This window comes from Pseudomonas sp. TMW22080, assembly GCF_022496745.1.
Taxonomy (GTDB): Bacteria; Pseudomonadota; Gammaproteobacteria; order Pseudomonadales; family Pseudomonadaceae; genus Aquipseudomonas; species Aquipseudomonas bubulae.
Genome location: NZ_SCFF01000001.1, coordinates 1,195,359 through 1,211,837, shown reverse-complemented (window position 1 = coordinate 1,211,837; position 16,479 = coordinate 1,195,359). Strand labels below are relative to the sequence as shown.

Below are 16,479 nucleotides of genomic sequence, written 5' to 3'. Positions count from 1 at the left end.
GCGCTCTTACCGGGCCGAAGCGAGTTGAGTGAAGGCGGTGCCGAGCCATTGCTGCACGCCATGCATGGTCGCAGCGGAGGTATCGAGGAACGGTTGTGGGTACACGCCGATAAACACCAGCAGTACCGCCAGACCGAGCACCATGATCAGTTCACGTGCATCCATACCGGCCAGTACATCGTCCGATTTGGATGGGCCGAAGTAGGCACGGTGAATCATGATCAGCGAGTAGACCGAACCAAACACCAGGCCGGTTGTGGCGATCGCGGTGACCCAAGGGAAGCTGGCAAACGAGCCAATCAGGATCAGGAACTCGCCGACAAAGTTGCCGGTGCCCGGCAAGCCCAGGGACGCCGCCGCGAAGAACAGGCTAATGGCCGGCAGGTAAGCGATCTTGGACCACAAACCACCCATTTCACGCATGTCACGGGTATGCAGACGCTCATACAACTGGCCGCTGAGGATAAACAGCGCAGCTGCCGAAACACCGTGGGCCAACATCTGGATCACGGCGCCTTGCAGGGCCAGCTGGCTGCCGGAGTAGATACCGATCAGCACGAAACCCATATGGGAAACGCTGGAGAACGCGATCAGACGCTTGATATCGGTTTGTGCGAACGCCAGGAAAGCACCGTAGAAAATCCCGATCAGACCCAGGGTCATGGCGATCGGCGCAAACTCGGCCGAGGCATTCGGGAACAGCGGCAAGGCGAAACGCAGCAAGCCATACGCAGCGGTCTTCAACAGGATACCGGCCAGGTCCACAGAACCTGCGGTAGGTGCCTGTGCGTGAGCATCCGGCAGCCAGGAGTGGAACGGTACGACCGGCAGCTTCACGGCGAAAGCAATGAAGAAGCCCAGCATCAGGATGTACTCGGTGGTGAGCGACATCTTGGTTTTCAGCAACTCGGCGTAGCTGAAGGTAATCACGCCGGTGTTGTTGAAGTTGACCAGCACCAGACCCAGGATCGCCACCAGCATGATCAGGCCGGAAGCCTGAGTGAAGATGAAGAACTTGGTGGCGGCGTAGATACGGGTTTTCTTGCCATCCGACGAGCTATGACCCCAGAGCGCGATGAGGAAATACATCGGCACCAGCATCATTTCCCAGAAGAAGAAGAACATGAACAGGTCGATGGCGAGGAACACGCCAACCACACCGCCCAGGATCCACATCAGGTTCAGGTGGAAGAAGCCCACGTGACGCTGGATTTCTTTCCAGGAACACAGCACCGACAGCACACCGAGCAAGCCGGTGAGCAGGATCATCAGCAGCGACAGGCCGTCCAGCGCCAGGTGCACGCTGATACCGAAGCGGGCAATCCAGGTGTGCTGGAACTCAAGGGCCCAGGTCGGATCGGCGCCAGGCGCCGGTGCAAATGAGTAGTTCCCCTGGGACCACAGCCAAAGGCCGAGGGCAAGCTCAAGGGACATGGTCAGCAACGCAATCCAGCGTGGCAGGGTAGAGCCGAAGCGCTCACCCAGCCAGCACAGCAGGCCGCCGATAAAGGGGATCAGGATTAGCCAAGGCAGAATCATGACGGGCTCAATTCCTTTCGCAAAGTCGAAGGTTCATATCAGACCGCTACCAGCACGATGGCGCCCATGACCAGTACAGCACCGGCGGCCATGGATGCAGCGTACCAACGCAGTTGACCGGTTTCGCTGCGGCTCAGGGCGTTATGCCCGGCCTTGGCCATCTTCGGGATCAAACCAATGGTCTGGTCCAGAGGATCTTTGGCCAGCAAGCGGCAGATCAACAGGTACGGTTTGACGAACAGTTTGTCGTACAGCCAGTCGAAGCCCCAGGCAGCGAACCACCAGGCTGACAGGAAGCGACCGATGCCGCTGTTGGCGACGGCGCTTACAAAGCGACGCTTGCCCAGGTACAGCAGGGCAGCCAGCAGGATACCGGCCAGGGCGATGGCACCCGAGGCGATTTCCAGGCTGTGCTTGGCTTCACCGCCAGCATGGCCAACGCTTTGTGGCAGTACACCGGCCAGTGGCGGGGTGATCATGGCGCCGATAAAAGTCGACAGTACGATCAGCACGCTCAGTGGCAGCCAGTAGGTCACGCCGTGGCCTGCATGGGCTTCAGTCTTGGCTTCACCGTGGAACGTGACGAAGATCAGGCGGAAGGTGTACAGCGAGGTCATGAACGCACCGACCAGACCGGCATACAACAGTTCGTTGTTACCGCTGGCGAAGGCTTCCCAGAGGATTTCGTCCTTGGAGTAGAAACCGGCCGTCAGCAATGGCAAGGCAGACAGCGCCGCGCCACCGACGATAAAGCTGGCGTAGGCCAATGGCAGTTTTTTCCACAGGCCGCCCATCTTGAAGATGTTCTGCTCGTGATGGCAGGCAACGATGACCGCACCGGAGGCAAGGAACAGCAGCGCCTTGAAGAAGGCGTGGGTCATCAGGTGGAAGATCGCGCCGTCCCAGGCACCCACGCCCAATGCCAGGAACATGTAGCCGATCTGGCTCATGGTCGAGTAGGCAAGGATACGTTTGATGTCGGTTTGTACCAGTGCGGCGAAACCGGCCAGTACCAGGGTCACACCGCCGACGATGCCCACCAGGTGCAGCACTTCAGGTGCCAGGGTGAACAGGCCGTGGGTACGGGCAATCAGGTACACACCGGCGGTTACCATGGTTGCGGCGTGGATCAGTGCCGAAACCGGGGTAGGGCCGGCCATCGCGTCTGCCAGCCAGGTTTGCAGCGGCAGTTGCGCGGATTTACCGACAGCACCACCCAGCAGCATCAGGGTTGCCAGCACGATCCAGAAATCACCGGCCTGGAACTTCTGCGGTGCCAGCACCAGCAGTTCCTTGATGTTCAGCGTGCCCAGTTGCTGGAACAGGATAAACAGGCCGATGGCCAGGAACACGTCGCCGACACGGGTCACGATAAAGGCTTTGAGTGCCGCGTTGCCGTTGTTGCGGTTGCTGTAGTAGAAACCGATCAACAGGTACGAGCACAGGCCCACGCCTTCCCAGCCGAAGTACACGAACAGCAGGTTATCGGCCAGGATCAGGAACAGCATGCTGGCGATAAACAGGTTGGTGTAGGCAAAGAAACGCGAGTAGCCGTCTTCACCGCGCATGTACCACGAGGCGAAGACATGGATCAGAAAGCCCACGCCGACCACGACACCGAGCATGGTGACCGACAGGCCGTCCAGGTGCAGGGCGAAGTTGGGCTTGAAGCCTTCTACCGAGATCCACTGCCACAGTACTTGTGTGTACTCGCCGCCGGGTGGCGGCGCGACATTGAATTGCCAGATCACAAACGCGGCCACGATGGCCGAAAGGCCAATGGAGCCGACGCCGATCAGCGCCGAGAGGTTTTCGCTGAAGCGTCCACGGGAGAACGACAGCAGCAAAAAGCCGATCAGGGGGAATACGAAAGTCAGAAAGAGAAGGTTCATCCGCGCATCTCACTGGCAGCATCGATATCAAGCGTATGGAAGCGGCGATACAGCTGCAGCAGGATCGCCAGGCCGATACTGGCCTCGGCGGCTGCCAGGGTGATCACCAGGATGAACATGACCTGTCCATCCGGCTGCGCCCAGCGTGCACCGGCAACGATGAAGGCCAGAGCAGCGGCGTTCATCATGATTTCCAGACTCATCAATACGAAGAGAATGTTGCGACGTACCATCAGGCCAACCAGACCGAGGCAGAACAGGATGCCGGCAACGGCCAAACCATGTTCGAGAGGTATTCCTGGCATGTTATTGCTCCTTCGCCTCAGTACGGCCCAAGTGGAACGCCGTCACAGCTGCAGCAAGCAGCAGCATCGAGGCGAGTTCGACCACCAGCAGATACGGGCCGAACAGGCTGATGCCCACGGCTTTTGCATCAATGGTGGTTTGACCGATTGCCGCACCGCTCGGGTGAGCGAACAGCACGTAGAGCAATTCGGCCAGCAGGATGGCGGACAGAATGCTCGGCCCGATCCAGATGCCCGGCTTGAGCCAGTGGCGTTCTTGCGTCACCGAGGCGGGGCCCTGGTTGAGCATCATCACCACGAACACAAACAGCACCATGATGGCACCGGCGTAGGCGATCACTTCGAGCACACCGGCAAAGGGTGCGCCCAGGCTAAAGAACGTCATCGCCACGGCAATCAGCGAAATAATCAGGTAGAGCAGGGCGTGCACAGGGTTGGTGTTGGTGATCACGCGTAGCGTGGACACGACAGCGACACCCGATGCGAAATAGAAAGCGAATTCCATCGTTCTTCCTTAAGGCAGCAAGCTCTTCACGTTGATCGGCTCGGCTTCGTTCTGGGCAGCGCCTTTCGGCTTGCCTTCCACGGCCATACCCGCAACACGATAGAAGTTGTAATCAGGGTTCTTACCGGGACCGGAGATCAGCAGATCTTCTTTCTCGTACACCAGATCCTGACGTTTGAACTCGGCCATCTCGAAATCCGGTGTCAGCTGGATCGCGGTGGTCGGGCAGGCTTCCTCACACAGGCCGCAAAAAATGCAGCGTGAGAAGTTGATGCGGAAGAATTCCGGGTACCAACGGCCATCTTCGGTTTCGGCTTTTTGCAGCGAGATGCAGCCGACCGGGCACGCCACGGCGCACAGGTTGCAGGCTACACAGCGCTCTTCGCCGTCCGGGTCGCGGGTCAGGACAATCCGGCCACGGTAGCGCGGCGGCAAGTACACCGGTTCTTCCGGATACTGCAGCGTGTCACGCTTGCGGAAGGCATGGCCAAACACCATCACCAAGCTGCGAAGCTGGGTGTAGGTGCCATGCACGATGTCAAACAGATACTTGAACATGGGTCTCTATCCTCACTGAACCGCGCCGGCAGGCGTGTTCAACAACACGACTGCGGCGGTCACCAGCAGATTGATCAGGGTCAGCGGCAGGCAGAACTTCCAGCTGAAGTCCATCACTTGGTCATACCGTGGGCGCGGAATGGAAGCGCGCAGCAGGATGAAGATCATGATGAAAAACGCGGTCTTCAGGGCAAACCAGATAAACGGAATCTGTGGCAGCAGACCGAAAGGTCCGTGCCAGCCACCGAAGAACAAAGTCACCAGCAACGCCGAGATCAACACGATCCCGATGTACTCACCCACGAAGAACATGCCCCATTTCATGCCGGCGTATTCAATGTGGTAACCATCGGCCAGTTCCTGTTCCGCTTCCGGCTGGTCGAAGGGGTGACGGTGAGTCACGGCCACGCCAGCGATAAAGAAGGTCAGGAAACCGAAGATCTGCGGGATGATGAACCACAGGTTCTGCGCTTGATATTCAACGATGTCGCGCATGTTGAACGAGCCAACCTGCACCACGATGCCCATCAGCGCCAGGCCCATGAACACTTCGTAGGACACGGTTTGCGCCGAGGCACGCAAGGCACCCAGCAGGGCGAACTTGTTGTTGCTCGACCAGCCGGCGAACAGCACCGCATAGACCGACAGACCGGCCATGGCGAAGAAGAACAGGATACCGACGTTCAGATCCGCCACGCCCCAGGTCGGGGTGATCGGGATAATCGCAAAGGCGATCAGCAAGGCACTCATGGCCACAACCGGCGCCAGGGTGAAAATCGCCTTGTCGGCAAACGGTGGGGTCCAGTCTTCCTTGAAGAACATCTTGATCATGTCGGCTGCGATCTGGAACGCACCGAACGGGCCCACGCGGTTCGGACCGTAACGGTCCTGCCACAGGGCCAGCAGGCGACGTTCAACCCAGCTCAGCAGCGCGCCGCACACCACTACGGCGAGCAGGATTACCACGGCTTTGACCACCGAGATAATCACGTCGATCACTTCAGGCGTAAACCAGGTCATTGGGCTGCCTCCTGCAAACCGTCAACGGTAAGGCCAAAGATCGCTGGCGGGATACCGGCCAGGCCTGCTGGCAGTGCTACCAGGCCTGCACCCAGCTCTTCATTGATACGCAGTGGCAGACGCAGGGTCACACCGGCAACGTTGAGGCTGAGCAGGGCGCCATCGTTGACACCCAGGCGGTCGGCTTCGGATTTGGCCAGTGCGATATAAGCGGCTGGAATGCGTTCTTGCACCGGTGCGGCTTTCGAAGAGTTCTCTTCGCTGCCCAGCAGATGGTAGAACGGCACGACTTGCCAGGTGCCGCGAGCCGGGTTGAACGCGCCCGGAATGCTGGCGAACCAATTCAGCGAGTCGCCCTTGCTTTCGATCAGGCGGATGCCCGGGTCGCCCGCACGGATATGACCACCCACTTCGTCCTGGAACTTGTTCCAGGCTTGTGGCGAGTTCCAGCCCGGCGACCAGGCGAACGGCACTTGTTGGCGCGGTTCGACGGAGCCCGAGTAACCTTCCATGGAGAAGGCGAACGCGGTGTCCGGGTCTTGCGGGGTGCGCGGTTCGTGCACGCTGATATTGGCGCGCATGGCAGTACGGCCGCTGTAGCGCAAAGGTTCGCGCGCCAGCTTCATGCCTTTGATACGGAATGCTGCCGACGGTGCTGCATCAACGATGCCGGCCAGTTCTGGCGTGCTTGCCGCTGTTTGCTGTGTCACGTGATCGAGCAGGGTCCAGTCAACCGCCTTGTTCAGCAGGGTGCTGCGCAGGGCGTGCAACCAGCGCCAGCCTTCGTGGATCAAGTTGCTCGAATCGAGGTAGCGCGGCTCGAACACCTGGAAGAAGCGTTGGGCACGACCTTCCTGACTCACCAGCGTACCGTCGCCTTCAGCAAAGCTTGCCGCTGGCAGAACCAGATCGGCACGGTCGGTGGTTGCGGTCTTCTGATGATCGGCAACGATCACCACTTTGGCCGCGTCCAGTGCTGCGTTGACCTTGACCGCATCGACACGGGTAAACAGATCGTTTTCCAGTACCACGATGGCGTCTGCTTTACCGTCGATCACTGCTTGCAATGCAGCGTCTACCGATTCGCCGCCGAGCATGGCCAGACCGAGGCTGTTGGCTTCCGGCACGACCAGGCTGATGGAGCCGGCTTTCTCACGCAGGTGCAGCGCCTTGGCGATGTTACCTGCGGCTTCGATCAGGGCCTTGGAGCCCAGCGAGGTACCGGCAATGATCAATGGGCGTTTGGCTGCAAGCAGGGCGTCGGCGATGCGTTTGGCCAGCTCCAGGGCTTCAGCGTCCAGGCCGGCAACGGCAGGGGCGCTGGCGTCGATGGCGTGAGCCACGGCGAAACCGATACGGGCCAGGTCATCCGGCGCAGCGTGTACGCATTCTTCAGCCACGTCGTCGAGCTTGGTTTCAGCCAGGCTGGCAATAAACAGCGGGTTCAGCGCGTGCTGACCGATGTTTTTCACCGCAGCGTCGAGCCACGGCTGAACGCGCATGGCGTCGGCCATTTCTTCAGCTTTGCCCTTGACCGACTGACGCAGCGACAGCGCCATACGGGCGGCGGTCTGGGTCAGGTCTTCACCCAGTACGAAGATGGCGTCGTGATCTTCGATCTCGCGCATGTTCGGGACGGGCAGCGGGCTGTCTTTCAAGACTTGCAGCACCAGGCGGATGCGCTCCAGCTCACCGGCTTCGATACCCGAGTAGAAGTGCTCGGCACCGACCAGCTCGCGCAACGCGTAGTTGCTTTCGAGGCTGGCGCGCGGCGATCCGATACCGACGATGTTACGACCGCGCAACAGATCGGCGGCTTTATCCAGTGCAGCGTCAACGCTCAGTTTGCTGCCGTCGGCCAACAATGGCTGACGTGGGCGGTCGGTGCGGTTGACGTAGCCATAGCCAAAACGGCCACGGTCACACAGGAAGTACTGGTTAACCGAACCGTTGAAACGGTTTTCGATGCGACGCAGTTCACCGTAACGCTCGCCCGGGCTGATGTTGCAGCCGCTGGAACAACCGTGGCAGATGCTTGGTGCAAACTGCATGTCCCATTTGCGGTTGTAACGCTCGGAGTGAGTTTTGTCGGTGAACACACCGGTCGGGCAGACTTCTGTGAGGTTGCCCGAGAACTCGCTTTCGAGCACGCCGTCTTCAACGCGACCGAAGTACACGTTGTCGTGGGCGCCGAATACACCGAGGTCAGTGCCGCCCGCGTAGTCTTTATAGAAACGCACACAGCGATAGCAGGCGATGCAGCGGTTCATTTCGTGGGAAATGAACGGGCCGAGTTCCTGGTTCTGGTGAGTACGCTTGGTGAAGCGATAACGGCGCTCGTTGTGGCCGGTCATCACGGTCATGTCTTGCAGATGGCAGTGGCCGCCCTCTTCGCACACAGGACAGTCGTGCGGGTGGTTGGTCATCAGCCATTCAACAACGCTGGCGCGAAACACTTTCGCTTCTTCGTCGTCGATGGAAATCCAGCTACCGTCGGTGGCCGGAGTCATGCATGACATGACGATACGACCACGCTTGTCGTTCTCGTCGGTGTACTGCTTGACGGCGCATTGGCGGCAGGCGCCAACACTGCCCAGGGCAGGGTGCCAGCAGAAATACGGGATATCGAGGCCCAGCGACAGACATGCCTGTAACAGGTTGTCTGCCCCATCGACTTCGAGATCTTTGCCGTCTACGTGGATAGTGGCCATGGTTCAAAGGTCTTCGTTGGCCCGGTGTCAGCGGGCGTGGCTAATGGAATCTTGTTATGCGTTCGAAGCAACCCAGCCTTACGGCGTTATCGAACGATCAGAAGGGGGCACGGACCCCCTTCATTCAGAGCGTTACGCGCCGATAACAATCGGGCGTGCCAGAGGTGGAACACCGGGTTTTGCTTGCGCAATACCGGCTTCGAACTCTGGACGGAAGTACTTGATCGCGCTGCCCAACGGTTCCACGGCGCCCGGTGCGTGAGCACAGAACGTCTTGCCAGGGCCGAGGAAACCGACCAGACCCAGCAGGGTCTCGATATCGCCAGGCTGACCTTCGCCGTGTTCGATCGCCATCAGCAGCTTGACGCTCCACGGCAGACCATCACGGCAAGGGGTGCAGAAGCCGCACGACTCACGGGCAAAGAACTGTTCCATGTTGCGCAGCAAGGAGACCATGTTGACGCTGTCGTCCACGGCCATGGCCAGGCCAGTACCCATACGGGTGCCAACCTTGGCGATGCCGCCGGCATACATTTGTGCGTCCAGGTGCTCGGGCAACAGGAAGCCGGTACCGGCGCCGCCTGGCTGCCAGCACTTGAGCTTGAAGCCGTCGCGCATGCCGCCGGCGTAGTCTTCGAACAGCTCGCGAGCGGTCACGCCGAATGGCAGTTCCCACAGGCCAGGGTTCTTCACTTTGCCGGAGAAGCCCATCAGCTTGGTGCCGTGGTCTTCGCTGCCTTCGCGGGCGAGGGATTTGTACCAGTCAACGCCGTTGCCGATGATGGCCGGTACGTTGCACAGGGTTTCCACGTTGTTCACGCAGGTCGGCTTGCCCCATACGCCCACAGCGGCCGGGAACGGCGGCTTGGAGCGCGGGTTGGCGCGACGGCCTTCGAGGGAGTTGATCAGTGCGGTTTCTTCACCGCAGATGTAACGCCCGGCGCCGGTGTGCACGAACAGTTCGAAGTCGAAACCCGAACCGAGGATATTCTTGCCCAGCAGGCCTGCTGCCTTGGCTTCTTCGACGGCACGGCGCAGATGCACCGCTGCAGTGGTGTATTCGCCACGCAGGAAGATATAGCCACGGTAGGTTTTCAGTGCGCGGGCACTGATCAGCATGCCTTCGATCAGCAGATGGGGCAGTTGCTCCATCAGCATGCGGTCTTTCCAGGTGTTGGGTTCCATTTCATCGGCGTTACACAACAGGTAACGGATGTTCATGGATTCGTCTTTGGGCATCAGCCCCCACTTCACGCCCGTCGGGAAGCCGGCACCGCCGCGACCCTTGAGGCCTGCGTCTTTCACGGTCTGGACGATATCGTCCTGGGCCATGTCGGCGAAGGCCTTGCGCGCAGCGGCGTAGCCGTCCTTGGCCTGGTACTCGTCGAGCCACACGGGCTCGCCGTCGTCACGCAGGCGCCAGGTCAGCGGGTGGGTTTCTGCCGAACGCTTGATCAGGTTGGCAGGGCCGAAAGAAGTCAGGCTCATGGGTAGGCCTCCAACAACGTGGCGACGCCAGCAGGCTGCACGTCACCGAATGTGTCGTCGTCGATCATCAACGCCGGCGCCTTGTCGCAGTTGCCCAGGCAGCACACCGGCAGCAGCGTAAAGCGGCCGTCCGGGGTGGTCTGACCAAGGCCGATGCCCAGCTTGTTCTGGATTTCGCCGACCACGGATTCGTGGCCACCGATGTAGCAGACCATGCTGTCGCACACGCGGATGATGTGGCGGCCGACCGGCTGACGGAAGATCTGGCTGTAGAACGTAGCCACGCCTTCAACGTCGCTGGCAGGGATGCCCAGCAGTTCGCCGATGGCGTAAATCGCGCCGTCCGGCACCCAGCCGCGTTCCTTCTGAACGATCTTCAGGGCTTCGATCGACGCCGCGCGCGGGTCTTCGTAGTGATGCATCTCATGCTCGATGGCCGAGCGCTCGGTTTCGCTCAGGGCGAAACGGTCTGTCTGGATAAGCGTGCTGTTCATGCTTAGCGGTCCACGTCGGCCATAACGAAATCGATACTACCCAGGTACGCAATCAAGTCCGCGACCATTTCACCTTTGATCACCGAAGGGATCTGTTGCAGGTGCGGGAAGCTTGGGGTGCGAATCCGGGTGCGGTAGCTCATGGTGCCGCCATCGCTCGTCAGGTAATAACTGTTGATGCCCTTGGTCGCTTCGATCATCTGGAAGGATTCGTTGGCCGGCATCACCGGGCCCCACGAAACTTGCAGGAAGTGCGTGATCAAGGTCTCGATATGCTGCAGCGTGCGTTCTTTAGGCGGCGGCGTGGTCAGCGGGTGATCCGCCTTGTACGGGCCGGCCGGCATGTTGCGCATGCACTGCTCGATGATTTTCAGGCTCTGGCGCATTTCTTCGACGCGCACGATGCAACGATCGTAGGCATCGCCGTTGGCTGCCAGCGGGACTTCGAATTCGAAGTTCTCGTAGCCGGAATACGGGCGCGCCTTGCGGATATCGAAGTCACAACCGGTGGAGCGCAGGCCGGCACCGGTGACGCCCCATTCCAGGGCCTCTTTGGTGTTGTAGGCGGCAACGCCGATGGTACGACCACGCAGGATGCTGTTGTCCAGAGCGGCTTTCTGGTACTCGTCCAGACGCTTGGGCATCCAGTCGATGAACTCCTTGACCAGGCGATCCCAGCCGTTCGGCAGGTCGTGGGCAACGCCGCCGATGCGGTACCAGGCCGGGTGCAGACGGAAACCGGTGATGGCCTCGATCACCTTGTAAGCGCGCTGACGGTCGGTGAACGTGAAGAACACCGGGGTCATGGCGCCCACGTCCTGGATATAGGTACCCAGGAACAGCAGGTGGCTGGTGATACGGAAGAATTCGGCCATCATGATGCGGATGGTGTCGACCCGGTCCGGCACTTTGATACCGGCCAGCTTCTCGACCGAGAGCACGTACGGCAGGTTGTTCATCACGCCGCCGAGGTAGTCGATACGGTCGGTGTACGGGATGAAGCTGTGCCAGGACTGGCGTTCGGCCATTTTCTCGGCGCCACGGTGGTGGTAACCGACGTCAGGCACGCAGTCGACGATCTCTTCACCGTCCAGCTGCAGGATGATGCGGAAGGCACCGTGAGCCGAAGGGTGGTTCGGCCCCAGGTTAAGGAACATGTAGTCCTCGTTTTCACCGGAGCGTTTCATGCCCCAGTCTTCCGGGCGGAAGCGCGCGGCTTCCTCTTCCAGCTGCACCTTGGCCAGGGTCAGGCTGTACGGATCGAACTCGGTAGCACGGGCCGGGAAGTCCTTGCGCAGCGGGTGACCTTCCCAGGTCGGCGGCATCATGATGCGCGACAGGTGCGGGTGGCCTTTGAAATCGATGCCGAACATGTCCCAGACTTCACGCTCGTACCAGTTGGCGTTCGGCCAGATACCGGTCACGGTAGGGACACTCAGGTCTTTTTCAGACAGGGCCACCTTGATCATGACGTCGCTGTTACGTTCCAGCGACATCAGGTGGTAGAAGACGGTGAAGTCTGCACCCGATGGCAGGCCCTGACGCTTGGTACGCAGACGTTCGTCCACACCGTGCAGGTCATAGAGCATGACGTAGGGTTTCGGCAGGTTGCGCAGGAAGGTCAGTACTTCGACCAGTTTTGCGCGGCTAACCCAAAGCACCGGCATGCCGGTGCGCGTGGCCTGGGCGGTGAACGCCTCAGGGCCAAAACGGGTGTTGAGTTCGACAACCACATCTTGGTCGTCAGCCTTGTAAGGCGGGATGTACAGAGCGGAGCCTGCAGTCATGGTTTTTTATCGCTTTCGGTCAACGTAAAGAATGAAGCCAGTGATTCGTTCTATTGAGTAGAAACGGCGCTGGATCAGACTTCGTCGGGGCTGCGCAGGTTGGTTACCTGAATACGCTGTTCGCGGCGCTGTTCCTTTTGCGATGGCATCTCGGCGCGGTACACGCCTTGTTCGCCAACGACCCAGGAAAGTGGGCGACGCTCCTGGCCAATCGACTCTTGCAAGAGCATCAAGCCTTGCAGAAAAGCCTCAGGGCGGGGCGGGCAGCCGGGTACGTAAACGTCCACAGGCAAGAACTTGTCGACCCCTTGAACCACGGAGTAGATGTCGTACATGCCACCGGAGTTGGCGCACGAACCCATGGAAATGACCCATTTAGGTTCAAGCATTTGCTCGTAGAGACGCTGGATGATCGGCGCCATCTTGATAAAGCAGGTCCCGGCAATAACCATGAAATCCGCCTGACGCGGCGAAGCCCGGATAACCTCGGCGCCAAAGCGCGCGATGTCGTGGGGCGCCGTGAAGGCGGTGGTCATTTCCACATAGCAGCACGACAGGCCGAAGTTGTACGGCCACAGGGAATTTTTACGTCCCCAGTTGACCGTGCCGTTCAGCACGTCTTCGAGCTTGCCCATGAAAATGTTTTTGTGGACTTGATCTTCTAACGGATCGGCAACGGTTTCCCGTGTGCCGATCGGGTATTGCTCGTTAGGAGCATCCGGGTCGATCCTGGTGAGTTCGTATTGCATCGCCAAAGCCTCATTGTTTCAGCTTGGCCTGCCGCTTACGACGAGCTTCCGGTGCCCAATCAAGAGCACCCACCCGAAATAGGTAGACAAGGCCTGCCAACAGAATTGCTATGAAAACGAGAGCTTCGACGAATCCGGTCCAGCCGCTTTCGCGAACAGACACAGACCAGGCAAAGAGAAAGAGGGCTTCGATATCGAAGATCACGAACAGCATCGCGACCAGATAGAATTTGGCTGAGAGCCGCAAGCGGGCGCCACCGGTAGGTAGCATGCCGGACTCGAACGGTTCATTTTTGCTGCGACCCCAGGCTTTTGACCCAAGGAGGCTGGAGACGCCAAGCATGAAGGCACAGAGGCCGACAACGCCGAGAAGGAAAATGGCAAAGCCCCAGTTGTGGGCTATGAGTCCTGTCGCTTCGGGCATGCTGGAAATCCTTAACAGAGAGCAAAGGTCTCTGAGCTAGAAAAGGTGATAAAGCAGTGACGTTATGTCGCAGTGCTATTGATTGCCGGGATTTTATGGCTAAACACCCAGCAAGTAAATTTTCTAAGATGAATTAATTCAGTCCTTTAGTTGTAGAACCTCCATCAATGTCTATGCAGGCCTTGAACTGTGGGCGTTACAGCGTTTTTCAGTGTTTGTTTTTCAGTGTGCATGTATTCAACAAAAGCAACTCGTAATGATAATTAATATCGTTTGAGTGGTTATTTGTTGTGTCGCTATGTCGCAGGCCTGTAGAACTTGGCTTTTTAACCCGGTCTGGCGATCGAAGCATGGATCTGGGTCAGTGTTTTGTCGGATGGGCAGGGCAGCGGGATGTCTTTCTGTGGGAGCGGGCTTGCTCGCGATGCTGATAACTCGGTCCTCCAGGCAGGCGCGGTGATGCCATCGCGAGCAAGCCCGCTCCCACAGGGGAGGGGTGAACAAGTCGCCGGGCAAAAAAACGCCCCGAACCAGTCGGGGCGTCATGGGCATGGCATTGCGTTTGTTCTTTACAGGCTGGGCAATGGCCGTGGTTCCATTATCAGTGGAACTGTTCTTCTTCTGTAGAGCCGGTCAGGGCGGTAACCGAAGACGAACCACCCTGGATCACGGTGGTCATGTCGTCGAAGTAGCCAGTGCCCACTTCCTGCTGGTGCGCCACAAAGGTGTAGCCTTTGGCTGCGTCAGCAAATTCCTGCTCTTGCAGTTTCACGTAGGCGGTCATGTCGTTGCGGGCGTAGTCGTGCGCCAGGTTGAACATGCTGTGCCACATGTTGTGGATACCCGCCAGGGTGATGAACTGGTGTTTGTAGCCCATTGCCGACAGCTCGCGCTGGAATTTGGCGATGGTCGCGTCGTCCAGGTTTTTCTTCCAGTTGAAGGAAGGCGAGCAGTTGTACGACAGCAACTGGTCCGGGTATTCCTTTTTGATTGCTTCGGCAAAGCGGCGCGCTTCTTCCAGGTCCGGCTTGGCGGTTTCGCACCAGATCAGGTCGGCATACGGCGCGTAAGCCAGGCCACGGGCAATGGCTTGATCAAGGCCGGCACGTACTTTATAGAAGCCTTCCTTGGTGCGCTCGCCAGTCACGAATGGCTGGTCGTACGGGTCGCAATCGGAAGTCAGCAGGTCAGCCGCGTTGGCGTCGGTACGAGCCAGAATGATGGTCGGCGTACCGGCAACGTCAGCTGCCAGACGTGCTGCTGTCAGTTTTTGCACAGCTTCCTGGGTCGGAACCAGTACCTTGCCGCCCATGTGACCGCATTTTTTCACCGAGGCCAGCTGGTCTTCGAAGTGAACGCCTGCAGCGCCCGCTTCGATCATGCTTTTCATCAGCTCGTAAGCGTTGAGTACGCCGCCGAAACCGGCTTCAGCGTCAGCCACGATCGGTGCGAAGTAGTCGATATAACCCTGGTCGCCCGGGTTTTTACCGGCTTTCCACTGAATCTGGTCGGCACGACGGAATGAGTTGTTGATGCGCTTGACCACGGTTGGAACGGAGTCCACCGGGTACAGCGACTGATCCGGGTACATGGATTCGGCAGAGTTGTTGTCTGCCGCCACTTGCCAACCCGACAGGTAGATAGCCTGGATACCGGCTTTAACCTGTTGTACCGCTTGGCCCCCGGTCAGGGCGCCCATGCAGTTGACGAAATCTTTCTCAGGACGGAAGGACGGGTGTGCGCCCTGTGTCACCAGTTTCCACAGCTTGTCGGCACCCATTTTTGCAAAGGTGTGCTCGGGTTGAACCGAGCCGCGCAGGCGGACCACGTCAGCAGCGGAGTAATCGCGAGTCACGCCTTTCCAGCGTGGGTTTTCGGCCCAGTCTTTCTCAAGGGCTGCAATTTGCTGTTCGCGTGTCAGTGCCATGGTGATAAACCTCGTCGCATAGGTCTGGGTTGAAAAATGGTTGCTCCACCAGGCACACAACACTGTTGTTTGTATAAGTGCGTGAATGGCGGCTCGCTACGGGCAGTACAGGCCCCAGGGCCTTTGCGGGGCCTCTGATCAGCGGGAGCGGGGCCATCATGCCTTTGCATTTTTGAGGCGTCAAATGTTTTGTAGTGCTTTTTTTATAACACTACATAATTTGCGAAAAACGACTCGTCGGTCAGTTTTGGCCCTTTTGGTCGAGTACATCGACTTTGACCCGAACGGTCATGTCATCCAGGCTTTGCGTAGAGTAGCTGCGGGTTTGCGGCGGATTGTCAGTCTGGTTAAGAGCGTTGTTGCCCGCCACGGTTATCCATTGCCCCAGAGGGCCGCTGACTTGTGTGTCGGTACTTTGCGTGTTCACTACATCGGGTTGCTCCTGGCTCATGCGATCGCGAGTCGTACTGATCGCCAGGTGTACCGTTTCACCTGTGACGCTGGCGGTCACGTAAAAACCCCGGGTGACGTTGCGGTAGTCGGTCTGGGTGAGCAAGCGGCCGTAGGCGTCGGTCTGGGTGCTGGTCAGCGGTACGCTCTGGCCGGTCTGGATAAATGCCGGGGTGCCTTCGCTGGTCTGGATTTGCTGGGTGCCGCCGTCGCGGCTGGCGGTGCTGATCACCCGGGTGTCCGGATCATTAGTGGCCAGGTTGTTGTCACTGGTATCGACCGTGATCAGCAGGCGTCGGGCGGGTGTGTCGAGTTGCGCCAGCAGGTCTTCGAGATTGTGGATTTTCGAGGCGCCTGCCTCGACGATCAGTTGGTTGCCATAGGCGCTGACTTTGCCGTTTTTGCCGATAAAGTTCTGCGCGATGGGCAGCAAATCGGCGCTGGTACGGTTTTGCAGGGTGATGACGCGGGTGTCGGCGATCGCGCTGAAGCTAGCGATCAGCAGCAGGCCAGCGATGAAGGGGCGTAGGGACATGTCCATTATCTCCGCAATGCTTGAAAGGGCTGGGTCTGAGTGTGCCAGATAGCAAAACGCCCTGCGATCCGGGGATGGCAGGGCGTTTTGCAAAA

General features: G+C 59.0%; 14 protein-coding genes. All 14 read right to left on the bottom strand.

Translation table 11 applies throughout. The features are described from left to right. Window positions 1-6 precede the first annotated feature (6 nt). Window positions 7-1,539 (bottom strand): NADH-quinone oxidoreductase subunit M, encoded by a 1,533-nt coding sequence (gene nuoM / locus EQV96_RS05255; protein ID WP_095003303.1) that lies wholly within the window; start codon window positions 1,537-1,539, stop codon window positions 7-9. 38 nt (window positions 1,540-1,577) lie between these two features. After that, window positions 1,578-3,431, bottom strand: coding sequence for an NADH-quinone oxidoreductase subunit L (nuoL, locus tag EQV96_RS05250; protein WP_095003302.1), 1,854 nt, complete (start codon window positions 3,429-3,431; stop codon window positions 1,578-1,580). Continuing rightward, window positions 3,428-3,736: an NADH-quinone oxidoreductase subunit NuoK gene (gene nuoK / locus EQV96_RS05245; protein ID WP_019412103.1), complete on the bottom strand. Its 309-nt coding sequence runs from the start codon at window positions 3,734-3,736 to the stop codon at window positions 3,428-3,430. Before nuoK ends, nuoL begins: the two co-directional genes overlap by 4 nt. Window position 3,737: 1 nt before the next feature. Then, window positions 3,738-4,241 (bottom strand): NADH-quinone oxidoreductase subunit J, encoded by a 504-nt coding sequence (gene nuoJ, locus EQV96_RS05240; protein ID WP_019412102.1) that lies wholly within the window; start codon window positions 4,239-4,241, stop codon window positions 3,738-3,740. Window positions 4,242-4,250: 9 nt separating this feature from the next. Then, window positions 4,251-4,799, bottom strand: coding sequence for an NADH-quinone oxidoreductase subunit NuoI (nuoI, locus tag EQV96_RS05235; protein ID WP_016780194.1), 549 nt, complete (start codon window positions 4,797-4,799; stop codon window positions 4,251-4,253). Between the two features lie 12 nt (window positions 4,800-4,811). Next, complete coding sequence (gene nuoH, locus EQV96_RS05230) at window positions 4,812-5,819, bottom strand: NADH-quinone oxidoreductase subunit NuoH (RefSeq protein WP_016780195.1); 1,008 nt, start codon at window positions 5,817-5,819, stop codon at window positions 4,812-4,814. Then, window positions 5,816-8,530: an NADH-quinone oxidoreductase subunit NuoG gene (nuoG, locus tag EQV96_RS05225; protein WP_095003301.1), complete on the bottom strand. Its 2,715-nt coding sequence runs from the start codon at window positions 8,528-8,530 to the stop codon at window positions 5,816-5,818. Before nuoG ends, nuoH begins: the two co-directional genes overlap by 4 nt. Before the next feature lie 132 nt (window positions 8,531-8,662). After that, window positions 8,663-10,018 (bottom strand): NADH-quinone oxidoreductase subunit NuoF, encoded by a 1,356-nt coding sequence (nuoF, locus tag EQV96_RS05220; protein ID WP_086796175.1) that lies wholly within the window; start codon window positions 10,016-10,018, stop codon window positions 8,663-8,665. Beyond that, entirely contained in the window at window positions 10,015-10,512 is a 498-nt protein-coding gene (nuoE, locus tag EQV96_RS05215; RefSeq protein WP_088379405.1) for an NADH-quinone oxidoreductase subunit NuoE, read from the bottom strand. The genes nuoF and nuoE overlap by 4 nt, the downstream gene beginning before the upstream one ends. A gap of 2 nt (window positions 10,513-10,514) precedes the next feature. Continuing rightward, a complete protein-coding gene (gene nuoC / locus EQV96_RS05210) occupies window positions 10,515-12,299 on the bottom strand; it encodes an NADH-quinone oxidoreductase subunit C/D (RefSeq protein WP_095003300.1) in 1,785 nt (594 codons plus the stop codon). Between the two features lie 74 nt (window positions 12,300-12,373). Then, a complete protein-coding gene (locus tag EQV96_RS05205; protein WP_016780200.1) occupies window positions 12,374-13,048 on the bottom strand; it encodes an NADH-quinone oxidoreductase subunit B in 675 nt (224 codons plus the stop codon). Window positions 13,049-13,058: 10 nt separating this feature from the next. Next, complete coding sequence (locus EQV96_RS05200; RefSeq protein ID WP_003446990.1) at window positions 13,059-13,472, bottom strand: NADH-quinone oxidoreductase subunit A; 414 nt, start codon at window positions 13,470-13,472, stop codon at window positions 13,059-13,061. A gap of 601 nt (window positions 13,473-14,073) precedes the next feature. After that, the gene (gene aceA, locus EQV96_RS05195) at window positions 14,074-15,399 is read right to left on the bottom strand and encodes an isocitrate lyase (protein ID WP_048365296.1); all 1,326 of its coding nucleotides are present in this window, start codon (window positions 15,397-15,399) and stop codon (window positions 14,074-14,076) included. Window positions 15,400-15,640: 241 nt separating this feature from the next. After that, complete coding sequence (locus tag EQV96_RS05190) at window positions 15,641-16,384, bottom strand: secretin N-terminal domain-containing protein (protein ID WP_240881520.1); 744 nt, start codon at window positions 16,382-16,384, stop codon at window positions 15,641-15,643. Window positions 16,385-16,479: the final 95 nt, after the last annotated feature.

Coding starts and splice junctions, on each gene's coding strand:
- nuoM (WP_095003303.1), bottom strand. CDS start 1,539: ATGATTCTGCCTTGGCTAATCCTGATCCCCTTTATCGGCGGCCTGCTG.
- nuoL (WP_095003302.1), bottom strand. CDS start 3,431: ATGAACCTTCTCTTTCTGACTTTCGTATTCCCCCTGATCGGCTTTTTG.
- nuoK (WP_019412103.1), bottom strand. CDS start 3,736: ATGCCAGGAATACCTCTCGAACATGGTTTGGCCGTTGCCGGCATCCTG.
- nuoJ (WP_019412102.1), bottom strand. CDS start 4,241: ATGGAATTCGCTTTCTATTTCGCATCGGGTGTCGCTGTCGTGTCCACG.
- nuoI (WP_016780194.1), bottom strand. CDS start 4,799: ATGTTCAAGTATCTGTTTGACATCGTGCATGGCACCTACACCCAGCTT.
- nuoH (WP_016780195.1), bottom strand. CDS start 5,819: ATGACCTGGTTTACGCCTGAAGTGATCGACGTGATTATCTCGGTGGTC.
- nuoG (WP_095003301.1), bottom strand. CDS start 8,530: ATGGCCACTATCCACGTAGACGGCAAAGATCTCGAAGTCGATGGGGCA.
- nuoF (WP_086796175.1), bottom strand. CDS start 10,018: ATGAGCCTGACTTCTTTCGGCCCTGCCAACCTGATCAAGCGTTCGGCA.
- nuoE (WP_088379405.1), bottom strand. CDS start 10,512: ATGAACAGCACGCTTATCCAGACAGACCGTTTCGCCCTGAGCGAAACC.
- nuoC (WP_095003300.1), bottom strand. CDS start 12,299: ATGACTGCAGGCTCCGCTCTGTACATCCCGCCTTACAAGGCTGACGAC.
- EQV96_RS05205 (WP_016780200.1), bottom strand. CDS start 13,048: ATGCAATACGAACTCACCAGGATCGACCCGGATGCTCCTAACGAGCAA.
- EQV96_RS05200 (WP_003446990.1), bottom strand. CDS start 13,472: ATGCCCGAAGCGACAGGACTCATAGCCCACAACTGGGGCTTTGCCATT.
- aceA (WP_048365296.1), bottom strand. CDS start 15,399: ATGGCACTGACACGCGAACAGCAAATTGCAGCCCTTGAGAAAGACTGG.
- EQV96_RS05190 (WP_240881520.1), bottom strand. CDS start 16,384: ATGTCCCTACGCCCCTTCATCGCTGGCCTGCTGCTGATCGCTAGCTTC.